Raw genomic sequence first — 20,840 nt, forward strand, 5'->3', positions numbered from 1 at the left:
TGCTGTGACCTGGGGAGAGCAGCAGCGGAGGTCCAGCTTACTCTCCGGCCACGGTCAGCCCTTCCATTCGCAGTGTGGGGGCGGCGATGGCGCCGCGAAATTCCAGGTCGCTGCCGACCTCGGCGATGTTGAGCAGCATGTCCTTCAGGTTGCCGGCGACCGTGATCTCCTCGACCGGATAAGCAAGTTCGCCACCCGAGATCCACAACCCCGAAGCTCCCCGCGAGAAGTCACCGGTAACCAGGTTCACGCCGAAGCCGAGGAACTCGGTCACGTACAAGCCCTCCGCAACCCCGGCGATGATCTCCTCCGGTTTCTTGGTCCCCGGCTGCAGGAAGAAGTTCCCAACACCGATGGAGGGATTTCCGGCCAGCCCGCGCGAAGCGTTGCCGGTTGTTTGCAGCCCGAGTTTCTTGGCGGTATAGGTGTTCAACAGGTAGCTCTTGAGCACGCCGTTCTCAATGATAACGGTGCGCCGGGTTGGAACACCTTCGCTGTCGAACGGGCTGGTGCCGAAGCCGCCGCGAAGCGTACCGTCGTCAATCACGGTGACGTTGTCGCCGGCAACGCGCTCGCCCAGCCGCCCGGCCAGAAACGAAGCGCCACGGTAGATGGCGTCGCCATTGACCGCCTCGAAGACGTGCTCCATGAGCGTGCGCGCCATCTGCGAATCAAGTATGACCGGGACCCTCGCGGTCTTTACCTTGTGGGCGCCCAGCCGGCGCAAGGTGCGCTGCGCGGCGATGCGGCCAACCAGCTCCGGCTGGTCCAGTTTCTTCAGCGTCCGGGCGACCGAATACCAGTAGTCGCGCTGCATCGAAGTGCCTTCCTGGGCGACCGGGACGGCGGAAACGGAGCAGTAGGAGTTGCGGTACTCACCGACGAAGCCGTGCGAATTGGCCAGCACTTTGTGGCCGTCGGCGGCGTCAAAGGAACCGCCCTCCGAGTTGTTGATTCGCGTGTCGCAGTCGAGCGCTGCCTTCTCCGCCCGGCGCGCGTATTCGATGCGCTGTTCCCCGGAAAGTGAATAGACGTCGTCAAAGTACAGGTCAAGATCGCCGCCGATGGCGCCGAGTTGCGAAGCTTCGGGCAAGCCCGCGTGCGGATCCTCCGAGGTAACCTCGGCGAGCGCGAGTGCGGAGGACACCATCTGGTTGACGCCTTCCGGCGAAAGATCGCTGCTGTACGTGGAAGCGGCCCGCTGCCCGCGGAAAACACGGCAGCCGATCGCCCTGGAACCGGACTCCTTCAGCGTTTCGACCTGGCCGAGGCGGACGACAGTGGAGAATTCGTTGCCTTCGCGCACCACCGCTTCCGCGGCAGTGGCTCCACCACGCATGGCGCGGTTCACTACGTCGACTGCGATTTCTTTAACATCCATAAGGCTTATTCACCACGGAGGCGCCGAGACAAGGAGAAATGAAGAATCAAGAAGTCAGAATGAAAAATGCAAAGCAAAAGCGCCGGTTTGATTCCGCCATTCTTCATTCTGCATTCTTAATTCTTAATTCGACCCTGTGCCGCCCACGGTGATGCGGTCCACCTTGAGGGTGGGAATGCCGACGCCGACCGGCACCGACTGGCCTTCCTTGCCGCAGGTGCCGACGCCTTCGTCGAGCTTGAGATCGTTGCCGACCATGGAAACGCGCGTCAGCACGTCAGGGCCGTTGCCGATAAGGGTGCAATTCTTCAAAGGCGCGGTGACGTGGCCGTCCTCGATCAGGTATGCCTCGGAGGCGGAGAAAACGAACTTGCCGTTGGTGATGTCCACCTGCCCGCCGCCGAAGTTCGCGGCAAACACCCCGCGCTTTACCGAGCGCAGAATATCTTCCGGCGAATCGGTGCCGCTGAGCATGTAGGTGTTGGTCATGCGCGGCATGGGAATGTGCTCGTAGCTTTCGCGGCGGCCGTTACCGGTATTAGCGATGCCCATCAGCCGCGAGGAAAGCTTGTCGCTCAGGTAGCCCTTGAGAATGCCCTTCTCGATCAGCACCGTTTCCTGCGTGGTGTTGCCCTCGTCGTCGACGTTGAGCGAGCCGCGGCGACCGGGAACCGTGCCATTATCGATGACCGTGCACTTATCGCTGGCAACGCGCGTGCCGATACGGCCGGTGAACGCGGACGTGCCTTTGCGATTGAAATCGGCCTCCAGGCCGTGACCGATGGCTTCGTGCAGCAGGATTCCCGGCCATCCCGGTCCCAGCACAACTTCCATTTCCCCCGCCGGAGCGTCGCGGGCGTCCAGTTGGATGATCGCCTGGCGCGACGCCTCTTCGGCAAAGTGTTCGGGAGTCTTTTCGGTGCGGAAGAAATCCAGCGCGACGCGCCCGCCGCCGCCGGAGGTCCCTTTCGCCGACTGGCCGTTGTTGCGGGCCAGGCAGAGAATGCTCATGCGCGCCAGCGGCTGCGAGTCCTCGGCGAAGCTGCCGTCGGAGCCGACCACGAGAATGCGGCGCAGCTCGTCGGCGTAGCTGGCCCGGACTTCCTTGATGCGGGGATCGTAGGCGCGAGCGGCGACATCGGCACGCTTGACCAGGTCGAGCTTCTCCCGGATGTCGGCGCTCACGGAGGGAAGCTGCACGGGATACAGATCGCGTCCCGGTTTCTCCTTCAGGCTGACTTCCGGCTCTTTGGCAGGACCTCTGGCGATGAGCGCGGCGGTGCGCGCGGCACGCAGAATTTTCTCCGGCGAGAGATCGTCGGTGTAAGCGTAGCCGGTGCGCTCGCCGCTGAGAACGCGCACCCCGCAGCCGGCGGAAATGCCCTGCGTGGCTGACTTCACCATGGACTCATCCAGGGTGATGGAGGTCGTGGTGTGGTACTCGAAATAAAGGTCGGCGTAGTCGCCGCCGGCCGACAGCGCGCCGGCTAGATATCGCTGCAGGTCATTTTCCGCAAGACCATAGCGCTCAAAAAAATAATTGCCCTTGTGCATGACAGTCATTGGATGCCGCGCGCCCCCACAAAGACTGAGTCTAACAGCTTCGCCCGGACGGCGAAGCAAAACCAAGGCAAGGGAGGTTTACCCATTTTGGGCCGGTTTTGGCGCATGTGCTGGCGCCGCAGTTCCCGTTTTGCGCCTGCGTCCGACCTAGCCTCGGCGTTTCCAGGTGCTCGCGCGCGGAGCGGGTGAAAAAATGGGTAGTTTGGCATGATTCTGGAGCTGCTCACGCGCGAGTTGGGGGAGTTTCTCGGCGCATCGACCGATGCGGTCGTGCTGGAAGATGCCGCCGTGTTGTTTGACCTGCGCAACGCGCGCTATTCGGTCTCCGAACAGCACGGAAAGTGTCTGCTCCACCTGTGGTCGCAGGAGCGCAATGTCGTACGCCGCGTGCTCGAGGTGGAGCGCACCAAGGACTTATTGCAGTTGAGCGTCGTGCGCTTCGGGCAGACCCGCCCGACCAAGCTGGAAATCTGCCGCAGTCGCGACCGGCGCAGCGTCACGGCGAAAAATACGGCGCGGGCGCGCTACCGGTCGATGCTGGAGAAGGTCCTGGCGCGCGAGTTTCCGGGGCACACGCTCGACCGCCTGATCTCCTCCAGTGACCTGGAGCGCTCCTTCGGCCCGGTTTACACACGCGGTGTCTTGCGCAAGGGCAACGCATGGACAGCGGTGCTGGGGGTGAACTCGGAAGAACTGCAGTCCTCGATTGATGGCTCGCTGACCTTCGGGCTGCTTTGGCTGGAATACTTGCGCGAGCACTGCGCCAAGGGATTCGTCGAAAGCCTGGCATTGTTCGTGCCGGCAAGGGCCTCAACAGTCGTGCGTGCGCGGATGGCACATCTTGCCCGGTCAGCCTGCAAATGGCGACTATTCGAGGTGGATGAGCGCGGCGCGGAGGTGCACGAGGTGGATTGCTCCGACGCCGGCAACATCGATACGCGGCTGGTGCGCTGCGCTGACGAGAACGCCGCGCGCGAGCGCTTCAAGAGTTCGATCGAGCGAGTCCGCGCGCTGGCGCCGGAAGCCGAGGTCGCGATCGTCACACCGGGGGAGATCGCATTCCGGCTGCACGGTCTGGAGTTCGCCCGGTCCCGCATGGCCATCAGCGAAAGCTCGTTCCGCGCGGCGGAGGAGCTGGTGTTCGGCGCCGGGGCGTGCGAAACCACTGTCACGGAGGAAAATGCAGAGCAGTTTGCGGCCTTCGTGGAAGTGGTGAGGATGGCGCGGCAGTCGCATGGAGACGGGCTGCACCCGTTGCGGAGGGCGTGCCCGGAGCGCTGGCTGGAGTCGCTGGTCATTCGAGAGGTCACGGCGGTTGATGCCCGTCTGGATGCAGCGTGTGTGTACTCGCAGGTGCCGGCGTTCTCCGCTTCCGACCGCGCCATGATTGATGTGCTGGCAGCGACGCGGGAGCGCCGGTTGGCGGTGATTGAGTTGAAGGCGGACGAAGATATTCACCTGCCGCTGCAAGGGCTGGATTACTGGGCGCGCGTGCGCTGGCACCAGCAGCGCGGAGAGTTCGCGCAATTCGGGTATTTTCCGGGCCGGGAGTTGTCGCCGCAGCCGCCGCTGCTCATGCTGGTCGCCCCCGCCCTGCACATCCATCCCGCAACCGACACGCTGCTGCGATACCTGTCGCCGGCCATCGAGTGGCAGCTCGTAGCCGTGGCCGAGCGCTGGCGAGACGGAGTGAGGGTCGTGTTCCGCAAACACCCGGAAAAGCAATTGGCCACGGACTCACACGGATGAACGCAGACTGATTCTCGCCGCCAATCAAGGTTTTGTTTGGATTCGCGTGAATCTGTAGTCACCGGTGGCTATTCTTTTCCGAGTTCCGCTTCCTTGCCGCGGTTGATCCAGTAGTCGCGCGCGGTTTCGCTCAAGTCGGCGGCGGGCTTTTCGCCGCGGAAAACGCGCGAGATGCCGCGAACGATGCGGCGCATCGGCAGTTCCCCATTTTCTTCGGCAAAGAAGATTTCCCCGATTTTCGACGAACGGTAGTACCAGCGCTTCAGGATGGCCAGGTGCTCGACGGTTTCCTGGCGGGTGCAGGATGGGGCCGAGGCGGCGGCCAGCGAGTCCAGGACGCGCGATTCCATGGAGTGAGGCGTTTTCTTGCCGCGGACGAGGCCGCCCGCGGAGGCAGAGCTCTGGGCTGAGGTCAAGGGCTGCCCCGGCGGGGCGCCGGAACCTACAGCGTCATTGCCGATTGTTAATGGTCGATTGCCGGTTGCGACAGCGCGAGACGGATCGGGTTGCGGAGCGGAACCGACGATTCCGGGGAGCTGAAATGTGATGGGATCGGAGAGGCAGCCCGCCTGAATGCGGAAGAAGGTCACCGAATTTGGCTGCGAGGAAGGCTGGATCATCAGCGCGTGGAGGCGGTCGAGGCGGTGCACGATTTCCGGCAACTGGGAGAGCACGGGCTTGAGTTTCTCCAGTTGCGCGTGCAGGATCGAGGCGGTTTCAAATTCAAGCTCGGCGGAGGCCTTGTCGCGGGCTGCGGAAATCTCGCGCACCAGCGACTGGCCGCGGGAGTCGAAGAAGGTCTCGACGCGGGCGACTTCGGCGGCGTATTGCTCGTCGGTACAGCCCTTGAAGCAAGGCGCGAGGCACATCTTCATTTCCGAATAGACGCAGCCGGGAAATTTTGGGTCAGGATTCAGTTCTTCGATGCAGCGGCGAATCTTGTAAAAGTCGAGCGCGTCGTTGGCGAACTTCTCGGCTGCGGCGCGCGATGGAAACGGGCCGTAATAGGCGCTCTTGGCGCTGCTCAGGTGCGTGGTAATGGAGACGCGCGGATAACGGTTTTCCAGACGAAAGCGGGCCAGGGGCGCGGCGCGCAGACGCAGGCGGTCCTGGTAGGTCGCAGGAAACACTTCGCGCAGGGTCTTGTAGAGAACAAAGCCGGATTCGAAATCGGAGCCGGTCGGCGCGTATTCGATGGTGCCGACGCGCTCGCGCAGGTTCAGCTTGCGCGTGCGCTCCTCGGCGGGACCGAGCAGGCGAATCAGGCGGCGGCGAAGATTGGCCGTCTTGCTGACGTAGGGCTCGGCTTGCGGGTCGCTTCCGCGGAGCAGGAAAACCGCGGGCGCGGCCGGCGCCGAAGAGAAGATTTCGGCGTCGCGCTCCGGGCGGAAGTCCTGGTGGACGGGAAGCACCAGGTCATTTTAGCCGCTGATGAACGCACATCGCAGGAATGCCGAATTGAGAATGCAGAATTAAGAATGTCACAACTTCAGCATTCTTAATTCCTCATTCTAAATTCTGCAGTGGTTAGCGGAAACTCGCGCTCCGGTACTTGGTGCGGAAGTCTTCTCCTTCCATCTTCACCACCTTGCACATTTCATGCAGGCGGGAGCGCATGCGCTCCCCAATGCGGTCGCCCAGCGTTTCCTCGCGCGAGGCGCGAAAGGCGCGGGCGCGCTCGCCCTCCTCGACATCACCCTTGGACGGCGGCAGGTCCTTGAAGTTGGTCGTAATGATGGTCGTGCGCTCGTCGTTGTAGCGCGTGTTGAGGATGTGGCTGACCGTATCCCAGACCCATTCCGTGGGTTTGACGGCGCCCAGTTCGTCGAGCACGAGCAGTTCGGTGTCGAAGACCGGCCGCAGCACCTGCATTTCCGTGACCGCCACGGAGGCGTTGTAGGAGTTCTGAATTGCCTTGAGCAGCTCGCGGTAATCGTAGAACAGGGAGGGAATGCCCTTGGCAATGATTTCCTTGATGATCCCGACGGCGAGGTGCGTTTTTCCAACCCCGATGGGTCCGATGATGAGCAGGCCGGCGCGCTCGACCGGGTATTCAGCGACGAACCGCTTTGAAGCCATCAATGCCGAAGACAACGCCGGGGCGTGGCCATTCATGATTTCGAAGTTGGAGAGCTCGCAATGTTCGTAGCGGCGGGGGATGCGGACCTGCTCGAGCAGCTTGAGGTTACGTTCCTGGCGGCGGCAGTCGCAACGGGTAACACGGCGGTCGCGGCCGTCGACGATGGTTTTCCAACCGGTGTCCTCGCACACCGGGCACAGCTTGGTGGTGGCCATGGGGTTCCGCAGATACATTGCGGCAAGGCGGAGACGAGCGCAAGAGCAATTCATTGTAACCCGCATCATCGGCGGTGCGGGTGAAGTGGATTAGTTGTGGAGGACAGAGGAAAAAAGTTTTTCGCGTGATTTTCAGAAGCGCCGCGGTCAGGCCGCCGATTCGGCGGCGGGAAGCCGGAACTGAGCGACCATGGGCAGGTGGTCGGAGGCAATCAGCGACCTACGCGTGCGATGGAGGGAGAACGCTTCCAGCAGCAGGTGACCGTCAAAATAAAAATGGTCCAGGTGAAGCAGCGGCAGGATGCCGGGGTAGGTCCGGCTGCGCCGGATGTGCCGGCTGAGGTCCACGGTTTCAAACTCGCGCGACATCAGGCGCGAAGCCAGCCCGGCGGTCCACTCGTTGAAGTCTCCGACCACGATGCGCGGGCCGGTAATGTCGTCCGACCGCAGAACGTCGAGTGAAAGCAGGCGGCGCGCCTGGTGGCGGCGCTCGATGAACGCGGTGCCCAGGTGGACGTTGAAGATGTGCAGCGCCTCGCCGCCGGGAACGATCACGTCGGCCCGCAGGCAGCCCCTGGCTTCGCGGCCACGCCAGGTTATGTCGTAGTTGCGGACCGAGGTCGCCGGCAGGCGGCTCAGAATGACATTGCCGTAGGCACCGCCGCGCAATCGGCGGTTCTCCCCGAAGTGGCAGGAATACCCTGAGAGCTTGGAGGCGATGAAGCTGGCCTGGTCATCCTCGGGCGCGCCACCCTCAATGCTGAGCACTTCCTGCAGGGCAATGACATCGGCGTCGAGCTCGCGCAACACGCCGGCGATGCGGTCCGGCAGCACGCGGCGGTCCAACCCGCGGCACTTATGGATGTTGTAGGTGGCGACGCGAAAGCTGGCAGGCATACGCAATAGCAGGTCCCTCGGCTCGCACCCTGGGTGCTCCACTCAAGCCCGCTTCTTGGCTGGAGTGGGTATTTCATTGACTCAGATGCAGCACCCGCGCGAAGCGTCTATTGCTGTCGTTGCCACAATGCGCCCACCCACTCCAGGGCGCGCTCGTAAGGCGACCGGCTCTTCCACTTCTCGTAGGTAATGTGTCGGCTGGACTTGAGGTCGTTGTCGAACTGCGCCGTCAAATCCTGCGCGAGTTGCGGGTCGAGGGCGGCAAGATTGTCCTCTTCATCAATGCCGAAAGAGCGAGGATCGAAATTGGTGGAACCAACAACCACCCAGGCGCCGTCTACCACCATCAGTTTCGCGTGCAGCATGGAGGGCTCGTATTCGTAAATTTCGGCGCCGGCCAGGAGCAAATCACCATAGGTGCTGCGGCTGGTATGCCGGATCGAGGGATGGTCGTTCTTGGGGCCGGGAACCAGGATGCGCACCTTGACGTGGCGCTCGCGCATGGCGCGAAGCAATTCGTCACGAGCGCTGGAATCGGGCACGAAGTAGGGCGTCGTGATGTCGATCGATTTGCGCGCCCCGGCAAGCAAATACTGGTACAGGATGCGCGCGCGCGTAGCGCCGCTGGTGGTCGGGGTGCTGGCCACGACCAGCGCGGGGGTGCTGCCGGCATTCACCGGCGGGGGAAAGTATTCCGGGCCATCCAAAATCTCGCCGGACGCTTCCAGCCAGTTCTGCACTACGGCGCTTTGCAATCCGCGGACGGCGTCGCCCTGGACGCGGAACATCGTGTCGCGCCAGCGTGGCTTGTCGGCGCTTTTCGAGTAAACCCACTGGTCGTCGTAGCCGGCGCCGCCTACAAACCCGATCTGACCGTCAATGGTCAGTATTTCGCGGTGGGTGCGGTTGTTGCTGCGCATCCAGGTGTTCCACCGGACCTTGTGATACCACTGCACACGCCCGCCGGCCTTGCGAAGATCATCGAAGTAACTCTTGGGAGTGATCGAGCTGCCGATGGCGTCGATGGTCATCGACACGCGGACCCCATGTTGGGCGCGCTCGGTGAGCACATGGAGGACACGCTTGGCCAGGTCGCCGCGGTGAAAAATGTAGGCGTCGATGTTGATATTGTGGCGGGCCTGGCTCATGGCGGCGATTTCAGCTTCGTAGAAGTTCTCGCCGTTGGGCAGCGCTTCGATGCGGTTGTCGCGGGAAATGCGGGAGTCCGCCAGCGCCTCCAATACCCGAAGGAATTCCGGCGAGTCGAGGGCGGCAGCGGGCGTCTGCGCAAGCTGGTATTTCAACCCGGGCGCAAACAGAGCAACCGCAAGCCAGACCACCACCGCGACGATACAGACGGCGGCAAGGATGCGCAGCGCGCGGTGACGCCTGAATTCGTCGTCAAGCAAGTCCTGTTTCTTGGGTTTTCGAACCAGTTCCGGCCGCTTGGTTCTTACATGTCGAGTGACCCGCGCCCTCAGCCCCATGCACGCCCCCATCAACTCTGATGCGGGTACGCGCTTGCCGTGCTTACTGCCGGCGCTCAAAGACCCCGAAATCCCACGGCCGATCCGTCAGCAGAAAAGGCGAACAGTCGAGCCGGAAAACCGCGCTGCCGAAAATAATTGCTGTCTGCTTCACACCGCGATAGCCGCGGCCAGGAAATTCAACATCCAAGTAGATGCTCATGGACCGCTATATCTGCATACATGCCCATTTTTACCAGCCGCCGCGGGAGAACCCATGGCTGGAAGCCGTCGAAGTGCAGGATTCCGCCTACCCATACCATGACTGGAATGAGCGGATCACGGCCGAGTGCTATGCGCCGAATGCGGCGTCACGCATCCTCGACGACGAAGGCCGGATCGTCAAGATCACCAACAACTATTCGCGGATCAGCTTCAACTTCGGCCCCACGCTGCTCTCCTGGATGGAGCAGAATGCGCACCGCACCTACGAGTTGATCCTGGAAGCGGACCGCGTCAGCCGGGAAACATTTTCCGGGCACGGTTCCGCCATCGCCCAGGCCTACAACCACATGATCCTGCCGCTGGCGAACCGCCGCGACAAATATACCCAAATATTATGGGGCATTCGTGATTTCCAGCACCGCTTCCAGCGCGATCCCGAGGGCATGTGGTTGCCGGAGACGGCAGTGGACCTTGAGTCGCTGGAATTGCTCGCCGATTTGGGAATCAAGTTCACCATCCTGGCCCAGCACCAGGCCAGGCAAATTCGCAAACTGCGCACCGGCGCACAGGAAGCCAAGGCGGACGGCAAGGGACCGCAGTGGCAAACCATGGAGGGCGGAAACATCGATCCGACGCGCGCCTACGTTTGCCAGCTTTCCTCGGGGCGAAGCATCAACCTGTTCTTCTACGACGGCCCGATTTCGCGGGCGGTGGCATTCGAGCGCCTGCTGTCGAATGGGGAGACGTTTGCGTCGAGGCTGCTCAGCGGATTTTCCGAGCACCGCAAGTGGCCGCAACTGGTGCACATTGCCACTGACGGCGAGACCTACGGGCATCATCACGCTCACGGCGACATGGCGCTGTCGTACGCGCTGGAGCATATTGAGTCGAAGCAGCTGGCAAAAATCACCAATTACGGTGAATACCTGGAAAAGCATCCGCCCACCCACGAAGCGGAAATCCTGGAGAACACGGCGTGGAGTTGCGCGCACGGCGTTGGCCGCTGGTCCACCGATTGCGGCTGCAACTCCGGCGGGCACGCCGGCTGGAACCAGCAGTGGCGCGCGCCGTTGCGGTCGGCGCTGGATTGGCTGCGCGACGACCTGGCGCCGCAATTCGAGCAATCCGGGCGCGAGCTGTTGCAGGATCCCTGGAAGGCGCGCGATGAATTTGTCTCCATCGTACTTGACCGTTCACCCGAAAACGTGGACCGCTTCCTTGCCGGGCACGCCGGGCGCAAACTGGAGCGCGAGGAGCAGGTGCGGGCGCTCGAGTTGCTCGAAATGCAGCGTCACGCCATGCTCATGTACACCAGCTGTGGCTGGTTTTTCGACGAACTGACCGGGATCGAGACGGTGCAAGTGATCCAGTACGCGGGACGCGCCGTGCAACTGGCGCAGACGTTGTTCGGCGATCACCACGAGCAGGAATTCGAAAAGCGCCTGCGCGAGTCGCGCAGCAACATTCCCAACTTCGGCACCGGGGTGGAGGTCTACGAAAAGTTCGTAAAACCGGCGATGGTTGACCTGCTGGGCGTCGGGGCGCACTCCGCGATCACTTCTCTGTTTGATGGCTTCGGCGAGCAGAACACCATCTATTGTTACGACGTTGACCTGCTGGACTCGCACACGCAACAATCAGGACGCGCAGCCGTCGCGGTGGGCCGGGCGCGGATCATGTCGCGCATCACGCGCGAGCAGATGCCGATCAGCTTCGGCGTGCTCCACTTTGGCGACCACAACCTCAGCGCCGGGGTCCGCCGGTTCCGCAGCGAGGACGAGTACCACGCCATGGCGCAGTCGGTGAGCGACGCCTTCGGGCGCGCCGACCTGCCGGAAGCGGTGCGCGTGCTCGACCGCCATTTCGAGGGTACGGCGTATTCGCTGAAGTCTCTGTTTCGCGACGAGCAGCGGCGCATTGTCACCCGCATCCTGGAAACGACACTGGGCGAGGCCGAGGCCAGCTACCGGCAGATTTACGAACATCATGCGCAGCTCATGCGTTTCCTTGCCGGCCTCAACACAACCCCGCCGAAGGTCCTGGTATTGACGGCGGAATTCGTTCTCAATAATTCCTTGCGGCGCGCCCTGGAAGCGCCAGAACTCGACTTGGACGAGGTGCGGGGCCTGCTCGAGACCGCCAAGCGCGAGAAGATCAATCTCGATACCACCGGGCTGGAGTACGCCTTGCGGCGAAGGCTGAACCAGATGTCCGACGAACTGCTGGCCGCCCCCGGCAACCTGCCGCTGCTGGCGCGCATGCATGCGATCATTTCCATCGCCTGGCCCTTCGACATCAACCTGTGGCGAGTGCAAAACACTTTTTACTCGCTGCTGGAAACCGAATATGCGGGGCGGCAGGATGATGCGGAATGGTCGGAGCATTTCCGGCGCATCGTCGAGAAACTGAATCTTCGTTTCCCGGCTCCAGTCCAACAGCCGGCGGCGGTGTGATCACCGATGGGCGCGCTTTGTTGTGATAAGGTATTTCGTTTGCCGCGCGCGGAGCGAGCGTTCTGATGAAGATGACAGTCCGCAAGGCGGTGTTCCCGGCCGCCGGCCTGGGAACACGCTTCCTCCCCGCCACCAAGGCGCAACCCAAGGAAATGCTGCCGCTGGTGGACAAGCCCATCATCCAGTACGGCGTCGAAGAAGCGATGGCATCAGGCTGCGACCAGATCATCATCATTACCGGCCGCGGCAAAAGCGCGATTGAGGATCACTTCGACGTCAGCTACGAACTGGAAAAGATGCTGGAAGAACGCGGCAAGACCGACCTGCTCGCGGTGGTGCGCCATATCTCCGACATGATTCACGTTGCCTACGTCCGCCAGAAAGAGGCGATGGGGCTGGGTCACGCGGTGTTGATGGCCCGCGAGCTGGTGGGCAACGAGGCCTTCGCGGTGCTGCTTGCCGACGACGTCATTGACGCGCCGGTGCCCTGCCTGAAGCAAATGGCGGAGGTTTTCGAGGAGACCCAGTCCTCGGTGATCGCCACGCAGATAGTCGAAGGAAACGCGATCTCCGCCTACGGCGTGATTGACGCCAAACCCGTCGATGGGCGCTGGCAGGGCAAGCTGTTCGAGGTGCGCAACCTGGTGGAGAAGCCGCGCCCGGAAGAAGCGCCGTCCAACCTGGCTGTCATTGGGCGCTACATTCTGACGCCAACCATTTTCGAGATGCTGGAGACCACGCCCCTCGGCGCCGGCGGCGAGTTGCAGCTCACCGACGCCATGCGGCAGTTGCTGACTCGGGAAAAAATCTACGCCTACAACTTTGACGGTAAGCGCCACGACACCGGCGACAAGCTTGGCTTCCTGAAGGCGACGGTGGAATTCGCGCTCAAGCGTGACGACCTCGGCGGCGACCTGCGCCAGTGGCTGAAATCGCTGAAGCTGTAGCTTGGAACAAGTCCCCCGGCGAACAGCTCATACTTGCACCGCCGCCAGGGCTTCGCGGCCGGCGGCCACGGTCTGGCTGATGTCTTCGTCGGTATGGGCCGCGCCCAGGAAGGCCGCTTCGAACTGCGAGGGCGGCAGGTAAACTCCCGCGTCCAGCATGCCGTGGTGGAACCTGCCGAACGCCTGCGTGTTACAGGTGGCAGCGGCACGCCAATCGGTGACGATCTCAGTCGTGAAGAACCAGGTAAACATTGAGCCGACGCGGTTGGCGGTGACCGCCACACCGGCCTCGGTCGCTGCTTCGCTCACCATCTGGACCAGCGTCGCCGCCATGCGCTCCATGCGGCCGTAGACTTCGCGGTTGTCGCGAAGATGGCAGATGGTCGCCAGGCCCGCTGCCATCGCCAGTGGATTTCCCGAGAGCGTCCCTGCCTGGTATACCGGACCGAGGGGCGCGATCATGTCCATGATTTCAGAAGGCCCGCCGTAGGCGCCGACGGGCAAGCCGCCACCGATGATCTTGCCCAGCGTGGTGATGTCGGGACGCGTTCCGTACAACTCCTGCGCGCCTCCGAAGGCAACCCGGAAGCCAGTCATGACCTCGTCGAAAATGAGCAGCGCGTTGTCGCGCGAGGTCAGGTAGCGCAGCGCGTCCAGGTAGCCCTTCCGCGGCGCCACGCACCCCATGTTGCCGACCACCGGCTCCACGATGACGCAGGCGATCTCGCCTTTATATTTCTTGAATGCGTCTTCGACCGCGTTGGGGTCGTTGTAGGGAAGCGCCAGCGTGAACTGGACGAACTCTTCGGGCACGCCTGCGGAGCCCGGAATGCCGAGCGTCGCGACGCCCGAGCCCGCTTTCACCAGCAGCGCGTCGCTATGACCGTGGTAGCAGCCCTCAAACTTCACGATGTACTTGCGCTGCGTGAAGGCGCGCGCCAGGCGGATGGCGGACATGGTCGCTTCGGTGCCGGAGCTGACGAAGCGCAGCTTTTCCATGGAGGGATAGGCCTCCAGGACGGCTTCTGCCAGATCCACCTCCGATGGCGTGGACGCGCCAAAGCTGGTTCCCTTGCGCGCGGCTTCGATGATCGCCTCGACCACGACCGGCGCTGCATGGCCGAGAATCAGCGGGCCCCAGGAGCCGACGTAGTCGATGTACTCGTTGCCGTCTGCGTCCCAGGTATGGGCGCCCTCGCCGCGGGTGATGAACGGCGGATCGCCGCCGACGGCGCGAAAGGCGCGCACCGGCGAATTGACGCCCCCGGGAATCACGGCTTCGGCGCGGCGGCGGAGTTCTCGGGACTGCTCGAATCGGCGGGCCATGGAACCTCGCATGGTCCACGCGCAGCAGCGCGTGGAGAGCAACCGCACACTATACCAAGAGGGCGCACAACAGGGTGTGAGTCAGGTCACAACACGCTTGGCTGCTTAGCGGGACGCAACCATCGCGCGCCTCCGCCGCGCCGCGAAAAAGTACACCACGACACCGAGCAGCGCCAGGATGGCGCCCAGTCCGAGCGCGGTGATCGGCCCGGTGCGCTCGCTTTCGCCGCGGACGTACATCAGCACCAGCAGCGCTGCCGGTCCGATGCCCAGCGCCACCGCCCCGATCAGTCCTCCCGGCGCACGGAACCTGCGCGGCAGGTCCGGTTCGCGCCAGCGCAGCACCACCAGCGCGATGAACTCAAGCATCAGCGACACCCCGTAGAGGATGATGTCGATCAGCACCAGGCGCTCAAAACCGAGGGGAAGGCAAACCGTCCACGCCATAGCGCAGGCGACGATCGAAATCCAAGGCGCGCCGCTCTTGGGATGAACTCGCAGGAACGCCGAGGGCAAGTAGCCGTCCTCCGCCATGGCGAACGGCACGCGCGTGTAAGAGAGCACCAGGGCGTTGGTCATGCCGAGACCGCAGATCATGCCTCCCGCAACCACGACCAGCCCCAGCCATCGCCCTCCGAGCGCGTTCGCAGCCTGCACCCAGGAACCTGTCGTCCACGCGCCAGCATCGATGCCGGCGAGCATGGCTGCTCCCACCGGGATGAGATAGACGACCGCTACCAGCACGGCGGCGCCGATCATGGCGCGCGGATACGTCCGCTGCGGGTCTTCGACCTCGCCGGCGATGGTGGAAGCATTGTCCCAGCCCATGTAGTTCCACATCGCAACCGAGATCGCGCCGGCCAGGTCCACGGATCCACCGTGAGGAATGACCGCTGCGCCAGGTGTTCGCCACATCGCGTAGAACGTCATAATCGCGAATGGCGACAGCAGCGCCAGCATCAGGTACACGGAACTCTTGCCGACGGCGCGAATGCCGGCGATGTTCCAGATCGCGGCGACGGCCACCACCGCTGCTCCTACCAGCACGCCGTTGCGCCCGCTACCGAGCCTCGGCGCGAACTGTGCCAGGTAGAGAACGAAGATGGTCGGGTAGATGGCCATATCAAAAATCGAAGCCAGCAGCGACAGCCACGCTTCCTGGAATCCCCAGAAAGGCCCGAGCGCTCTCCTCACCCAGACGTAGTAGCCGCCCTCCTCGGGCAGCGCGCCCGACAGCTCCCCGACCATGAACGCCGTGGGCAGGCTCCAAAGGAACGGCAGGATCGCCAGCACAATCAGGGCCCGCGTATAACCGGCCTTCTGCACCAGGTCCTCGAGTCCGTAAGGACCGCCCGACACCATGAAGAAGGTGGCCGCAATCAGCGGCAGCAGGCCGAGGCTGCGGCGGACTTGTGGAATTGCGGGCATGGCGGGAATATAAAACAATTGCGGGTAGTCGGGAGTCAGGAGTTAGCCGTCCATGCGGCGCTAACTCACGACTCCTGACTACCAACTCCTATGCGAGGCAAGGCAAAGTCCTTCAAGTCCGTGCTTGAGCGCATGCCCGGCCGGCTTGGCTGGGTAATTGCGCGCGTCCCTTTTGACGTTGCGAAAACCTGGGGCACCAGGCGACCCAAGGTTCGAGGCGAGATCAACGGCTTTGCTTTCCGCACGACCCTGTTTCCTTCGCGCAATGGTGGACACTACGTGCTGGTAAACAAGCGCATGCAGCGCGAAGGTGGAGCGGCTCCGGGCAGCATGGCGCAATTCCGGCTGGAACTCGATTTGGAGAAGCGCGAGGTGAGCACGCCCGTCGAATTGCAACGCGCAATCTTCGGCGACCGCTCGCTGCGGCATTGGTACGACGCGCTGAACTACTCCACTCGCAAGTACATCGCCGACTGGATCACGGACGTGAAAAGCGCCGCAGCGCGTTCGCGCAGGGCCGAGCAGCTTGCCGAGCGCCTCCTGGCCACCATGGAAGCCGAGCAAAAATTGCCGCCTCTTCTGCAACGCGAGTTCGCGCGCGTGCCTCACGCTCTGCAAGGCTGGCAGCAGATGTCGCCGACGCAGCGGCGCGGGCATTTGCTGGCGATCTTCTACTATCGCGATCCCGAGTCGCGCTCGCGGCGTATCGCCAAGGTCGCGGAAGCGGCGGCGGAATACTCGGAGAAGCGCTCCCGCTCCCAGTAGCGGCCCGCCGCCCCGGCCAACTGGTAGAATGAAAGCAGCATGGTCCTTCCATTCGTCCGCGATCTCTTCGCGGACGTGGAACATTTGCCCGCTTTTGCGCGTGCCGCCTCCCTGCTGAAAACGGGAGTCCCCACCACGAGCGGTTCTGGCGTGATGGGGTCCAAGACCGGCGCGGAGGGGATTTGTGTCTCCGGATTAACCCCCACAGCCAAGGCCCTGCTCATTGCGCTGCTGCATCGCGTCGCGGGAAAGCTGCTGGTCGTGCTCGTTCCCGGCAACCGTACTGCGGAGGACCTCCAGCCTGTGATCGCTGCCTTCGGAGAACTCACCGGCGCCATTGCGACGGAACGTGGGACTGCTTCGGATTCGGTCCTGGTGCTTCCCGGGCCGGATGTTTTGCCGTTTGAAGGCTTGTCTCCCCACCCGGAGATCCAGGAAGAGCGGGCCGCCACGTTGGCAAAGATGGCAAGCGGCGCGGCTTCGGTGGTCATTGTGCCGGTGGCGTCGGCAGCCATGCGGGTGCGCGCGCCGGAGTTTTACAGCGAGATGGCCCGCACCATCCGGCGCGGCGAGACCCTGGATGCCGAGCCGCTGCTGCAGCATCTCAACACCCTTGGCTACGTCGGTTCCGACGTCGTCGAGATGCCCGGCGAGTATGCCCTGCGCGGCGGTATCCTCGATGTTTATCCGCCCGAGGCCGACCGGCCGCTCAGGATCGAGCTGTTTGGCGACGAGGTGGAGTCCATCCGCAAGTTCGATCCCGGGACGCAGCGATCTACTACATCGGTAGAGGAAGTGGTCCTGCTGCCGTTGACCGACGTGCCAGTGCGCGAGGACACGCTGGCGGCGGTCCATGCCCGCTTGTCGGGCAAACGTGTCAGTGGAGAAAACGAGGCCGTCGAGGCGGCGGTGCGGGCCGGCGGTGTCGGCGTCTTTCCAGGTTGGGAGTTCTACGCCGGCGTGGCCGGCGCACAGCACACCGTCTTTGATCTCTTTTCCCGCGTCGCCGTCATCGTGGATGAACCGCAGGATACGTTCGCTGAGTTAGACCATTGGTGGGAGCGCGTGCGTGAGATGCACCAGCGCAGCGGGATCGGTAACCTGGTCCGGCCGGAAGAGCTATACCTCACGGCCGAGGAGCTTGCCTCCAAGCTGAATACCTTGCCCCGGGTGGATTTCCAGCACCTTGGACTTGGATCCGGGGACATCGAACACGATGGTCAGCAGACCGACATTGAGATCGAACCGGCCATCGACCACCGACCGCCGACCGTCGACCTTTTGTCCCAGCCAACCACCCGCTTTCATGGTTCGGTCCCCGCGATGGTGGACGAGGTCAAGAAGCTGTCCGCCGCAGGCAAGCGTGTCTTGTTCGCCGCCGCTTCTAGCGGCGAGGTGGAGCGCATCGCTGACTTGTTCAGCGAGTACGGTGTCACCTTCCGCCTGGGTTCGCGCACGCCGCGGCCAGGAGAAAGTTATCTCGATGACGCGGCGTATTTGGGCGGCCTGGAGTCAACTACAACAGTAGTAAAAGCGGCCATTCCCGACGGCGTGGCGCTTCCCGACGCCAACCTCATCGTGTTCGGCACTCGCGACCTGTTTGAGGAGCCGGAAACCGTCGTCATCCGGCCGCAAAGGTCGAAATCGAAGACCGGCGCCTTCATTTCCGACTTCCGTGACCTCACGGTCGGCGACTACGTGGTCCATGTGGAGCATGGCATCGCGCAATACCATGGCCTGAAGGAAATTCCCCAGGCGGACGGCGAGAAAGCCGAATTCATGATCCTGGAGTACGCGGAGGCGGCGCGCCTCTATGTGCCGCTGACGCGTCTGGACCTGGTGCAGAAATACCGTTCCGCGGAAGGCGGCGCCAAGCCTGTGCTCAACCGCCTCGGCACGCAGCAGTGGGCCAAGACAAAGGCGCGGGTCAAGAAGGCCATGAAAGACATGGCCGACGAGCTGCTCAAGTTGTACGCGCTGCGCAAGACCGCCGAGGGTCACGCCTTTCCCGCGGACACGCAGTGGCAGCACGAGTTCGAGGACGCTTTCGAGTTCAACGAAACCGATGACCAGGCCAACGCCATCCTCGACGTCAAGAAAGACATGGAGCAAACCCAGCCCATGGACCGCCTGTTGTGCGGCGATGTCGGGTACGGCAAGACGGAAGTCGCCATGCGCGCGGCTTTCAAGGCGGTGAGCGACAACAAGCAGGTGGCAGTGCTGGCGCCGACGACGGTACTTGCCTTCCAGCATTTTGAAACCTTCAAGCGCCGATTTGCCGCCTTTCCGATCACGGTAGAGATGATCAGCCGCTTTCGCACCGCGCGCCAGCAGAAAGAGATCATCGAAAAGGTGGAGCAGGGCAAGGTGGATGTGCTGATCGGAACTCACCGTCTGCTCTCGAAAGACATCAAGTTCGCCGACCTCGGGCTGGTGGTAGTGGACGAGGAGCAGCGCTTCGGCGTTCGCCACAAGGAACGGCTCAAGCAGCTCAAGAAAGAAGTGGACGTGCTGACCATGTCGGCGACGCCGATCCCGCGCACGCTTCACATGTCGTTGGTCGGGTTGCGCGACATGAGCGTAATCGAAACCCCGCCCAAGGACCGCATCGCCATCGAAACCGTGGTCGCCGGCTGGGACGAGAAGATCGTGAAGTCATCCATCGAGCGCGAACTCGAGCGCGGTGGGCAGGCCTACCTGGTGCACAACCGTGTCGATACGATCTACGAAATCGCGGCGCGAGTGCAGGAGTTGGTGCCGCGCGCCCGGGTGATCGTCGGCCATGGACAGATGACCGAAGGCGAACTGGAGAAGGTGATGCTCGCGTTCATGCGCCACGAAGCCGACGTGCTGGTGGCGACCACCATCATCGAGAACGGCCTCGACATTCCGCTTTGCAACACCATCATCGTTAATCGCGCCGACCGCCACGGTCTCAGCGAGCTTTACCAGCTGCGCGGCCGCGTGGGACGGTCCAACCGGCGCGCGTACGCCTATTTATTGATCCCGCCCGATACCGAGCTGACGCCCATCGCGCGCCGGCGGCTGGCGGCGCTGAAGGAATTTTCTGATCTGGGCGCCGGATTTAAGATCGCCGCCCTCGACCTGGAATTGCGCGGCGCCGGCAACCTGCTGGGCGGCGAACAGAGCGGCCACATTGACGCGGTTGGTTTCGAGCTTTACACCTCCATGCTGGAACGCACGGTCCGCGAGATCAAGGGTGAGGCGGCGCCCGATGAGGCGGAGACGCAGCTCAACCTGGGACTGAATATCCGTATTTCCTCCGAATACATTCCGCAGGAAAACCAGCGCTTGCGCATGTACAAGCGCGTGGCCGGGGTGGAGACCGAATCGCAGCTTGGCGACGTACGCGGCGAGTTGGAAGACCGCTATGGTCCCCCGCCCGCGGCCGTCCGCAACCTGCTGGAGTACGCCGCGCTGAAAATCCTGGCGCAGCGGGTCGGCGTGGCCGGGATCGAGCGCAAGCGCGACCTGGTCAGCATCCGCTTCACCGAGCACGCCGCCATCAATCCCGAACGCCTGGCCCATTTTGTGGCAACACAAAAAGGGGCACAGTTCACGCCCGCCGGGGTGCTCAGGTTCCTGGTGAAAAACACCGCGGCCGAGGAGGTTTTGACGCGCCTGAAGCAACTGCTGCAAGACCTCTCGGCCGGCCAGGTGGCGCAACCGGGGCCGCAACTGGCGGCTTCGGACTAGACTCATTCGCCGGCGGGGGTCGGCCGCTCCCACAAAAATTCTTGCAAAAGCCGCGCCAGTTCTTGACTTTCAGGTCAAGAAGGGGAGAATAGGCGCGCGCTAGGTCCAAACCCCCGGTGGCGAGGGGTTGTTAGCAAGACCTGCCCAGGAGAGCACCATGAACAAAGGCCATCTCGTTGACCGGATCTCCAGTTCCACGAAATGCAGCAAGACGCAGGCTGCCACGGCAATCGATACGCTCGTGGACAGCGTTACGGCCGCGCTGAAGAAAGGGGAGCGTGTTACGCTTGTGGGTTTCGGCACCTTCGCGGTGTCGAATCGCAAAGCGCGGAACGGGCGCAATCCCCAGACCGGGTCGCTGATCAAAATCGCCGCGCGTAAAGTTGCCAAGTTCACGCCCGGCATTGATTTGAAAAAGGCAGTCAATCGCAAGTCGACATAAGGGCCGAATGTGAGAGAGCGAATCTACGGCAGGCACCTCGCCTGCCGTTTTGTTTTTCCCGCTGGCTCAAATGGCAACACCGAAGTCCCGCAGGGATGGCACTGGGGACCCGCGTTTGAACCTAACCCGCGCTTTGCTGCATCTCTATGTCAGAGCCCAAAGTTGCCGAATTCCGCTGGAATCCGC

The 20,840-nt window shown here is 62.9% G+C and carries 14 protein-coding genes; 6 read left to right on the forward strand and 8 right to left on the reverse strand.

Annotation, left to right across the window (positions count from 1 at the left end):
* Positions 1-37: 37 nt before the first annotated feature.
* Together VFI82_12745 and tldD are read right to left on the reverse strand one after the other, a co-directional pair.
* The gene (locus tag VFI82_12745; GenBank protein ID HET7185549.1) at positions 38-1,381 is read right to left on the reverse strand and encodes a metallopeptidase TldD-related protein; all 1,344 of its coding nucleotides are present in this window, start codon (positions 1,379-1,381) and stop codon (positions 38-40) included.
* Between the two features lie 123 nt (positions 1,382-1,504).
* A complete protein-coding gene (tldD, locus tag VFI82_12750) occupies positions 1,505-2,944 on the reverse strand; it encodes a metalloprotease TldD (GenBank protein ID HET7185550.1) in 1,440 nt (479 codons plus the stop codon).
* Positions 2,945-3,151: 207 nt separating this feature from the next.
* Between tldD and VFI82_12755 the strand changes: the two genes are divergently transcribed.
* Entirely contained in the window at positions 3,152-4,693 is a 1,542-nt protein-coding gene (locus VFI82_12755; protein HET7185551.1) for a hypothetical protein, read from the forward strand.
* Between the two features lie 68 nt (positions 4,694-4,761).
* Here the strand turns inward: VFI82_12755 and VFI82_12760 are convergent, their stop codons facing one another.
* The 4 genes from VFI82_12760 to VFI82_12775 all read right to left on the reverse strand — a co-directional run bounded on the left by VFI82_12760 (position 4,762) and on the right by VFI82_12775 (position 9,294).
* Positions 4,762-6,105, reverse strand: coding sequence for a hypothetical protein (locus VFI82_12760; GenBank protein HET7185552.1), 1,344 nt, complete (start codon positions 6,103-6,105; stop codon positions 4,762-4,764).
* Positions 6,106-6,220: 115 nt separating this feature from the next.
* Positions 6,221-6,988 carry an ATP-binding protein gene (locus VFI82_12765; protein ID HET7185553.1) on the reverse strand — a complete coding sequence of 256 codons (768 nt, stop codon included), beginning with the start codon at positions 6,986-6,988 and terminating at the stop codon, positions 6,221-6,223.
* Positions 6,989-7,135: 147 nt separating this feature from the next.
* Positions 7,136-7,885, reverse strand: coding sequence for an endonuclease/exonuclease/phosphatase family protein (locus tag VFI82_12770; GenBank protein ID HET7185554.1), 750 nt, complete (start codon positions 7,883-7,885; stop codon positions 7,136-7,138).
* Between the two features lie 107 nt (positions 7,886-7,992).
* On the reverse strand, positions 7,993-9,294 hold the full coding sequence (locus tag VFI82_12775) for a phospholipase D-like domain-containing protein (GenBank protein ID HET7185555.1): 1,302 nt from the start codon (positions 9,292-9,294) through the stop codon (positions 7,993-7,995).
* A gap of 278 nt (positions 9,295-9,572) precedes the next feature.
* On the opposite strand from VFI82_12775, the gene VFI82_12780 reads away from it, so the two are divergent.
* A complete protein-coding gene (locus tag VFI82_12780) occupies positions 9,573-12,029 on the forward strand; it encodes a DUF3536 domain-containing protein (GenBank protein HET7185556.1) in 2,457 nt (818 codons plus the stop codon).
* Positions 12,030-12,094: 65 nt separating this feature from the next.
* A complete protein-coding gene (galU, locus tag VFI82_12785) occupies positions 12,095-12,976 on the forward strand; it encodes a UTP--glucose-1-phosphate uridylyltransferase GalU (GenBank protein HET7185557.1) in 882 nt (293 codons plus the stop codon).
* A gap of 27 nt (positions 12,977-13,003) precedes the next feature.
* Here the strand turns inward: galU and hemL are convergent, their stop codons facing one another.
* Positions 13,004-14,302, reverse strand: coding sequence for a glutamate-1-semialdehyde 2,1-aminomutase (hemL, locus tag VFI82_12790; protein ID HET7185558.1), 1,299 nt, complete (start codon positions 14,300-14,302; stop codon positions 13,004-13,006).
* Positions 14,303-14,407: 105 nt separating this feature from the next.
* Complete coding sequence (locus VFI82_12795) at positions 14,408-15,730, reverse strand: APC family permease (protein HET7185559.1); 1,323 nt, start codon at positions 15,728-15,730, stop codon at positions 14,408-14,410.
* Between the two features lie 90 nt (positions 15,731-15,820).
* Between VFI82_12795 and VFI82_12800 the strand changes: the two genes are divergently transcribed.
* The 3 genes from VFI82_12800 (at position 15,821) to VFI82_12810 (ending at position 20,654) form a co-directional block, all read left to right on the forward strand.
* Positions 15,821-16,495, forward strand: a complete 675-nt coding sequence (locus VFI82_12800) for a YdeI/OmpD-associated family protein (protein ID HET7185560.1) — start codon at positions 15,821-15,823, stop codon at positions 16,493-16,495.
* 39 nt (positions 16,496-16,534) lie between these two features.
* Positions 16,535-20,212: a transcription-repair coupling factor gene (gene mfd / locus VFI82_12805; protein ID HET7185561.1), complete on the forward strand. Its 3,678-nt coding sequence runs from the start codon at positions 16,535-16,537 to the stop codon at positions 20,210-20,212.
* Between the two features lie 127 nt (positions 20,213-20,339).
* A complete protein-coding gene (locus VFI82_12810) occupies positions 20,340-20,654 on the forward strand; it encodes an HU family DNA-binding protein (protein HET7185562.1) in 315 nt (104 codons plus the stop codon).
* The last annotated feature ends 186 nt before the right edge of the window (positions 20,655-20,840 follow it).

It is taken from the genome of Terriglobales bacterium (genome assembly GCA_035691485.1).
Lineage (GTDB): Bacteria > Acidobacteriota > Terriglobia > Terriglobales > Acidobacteriaceae > JAIQGF01.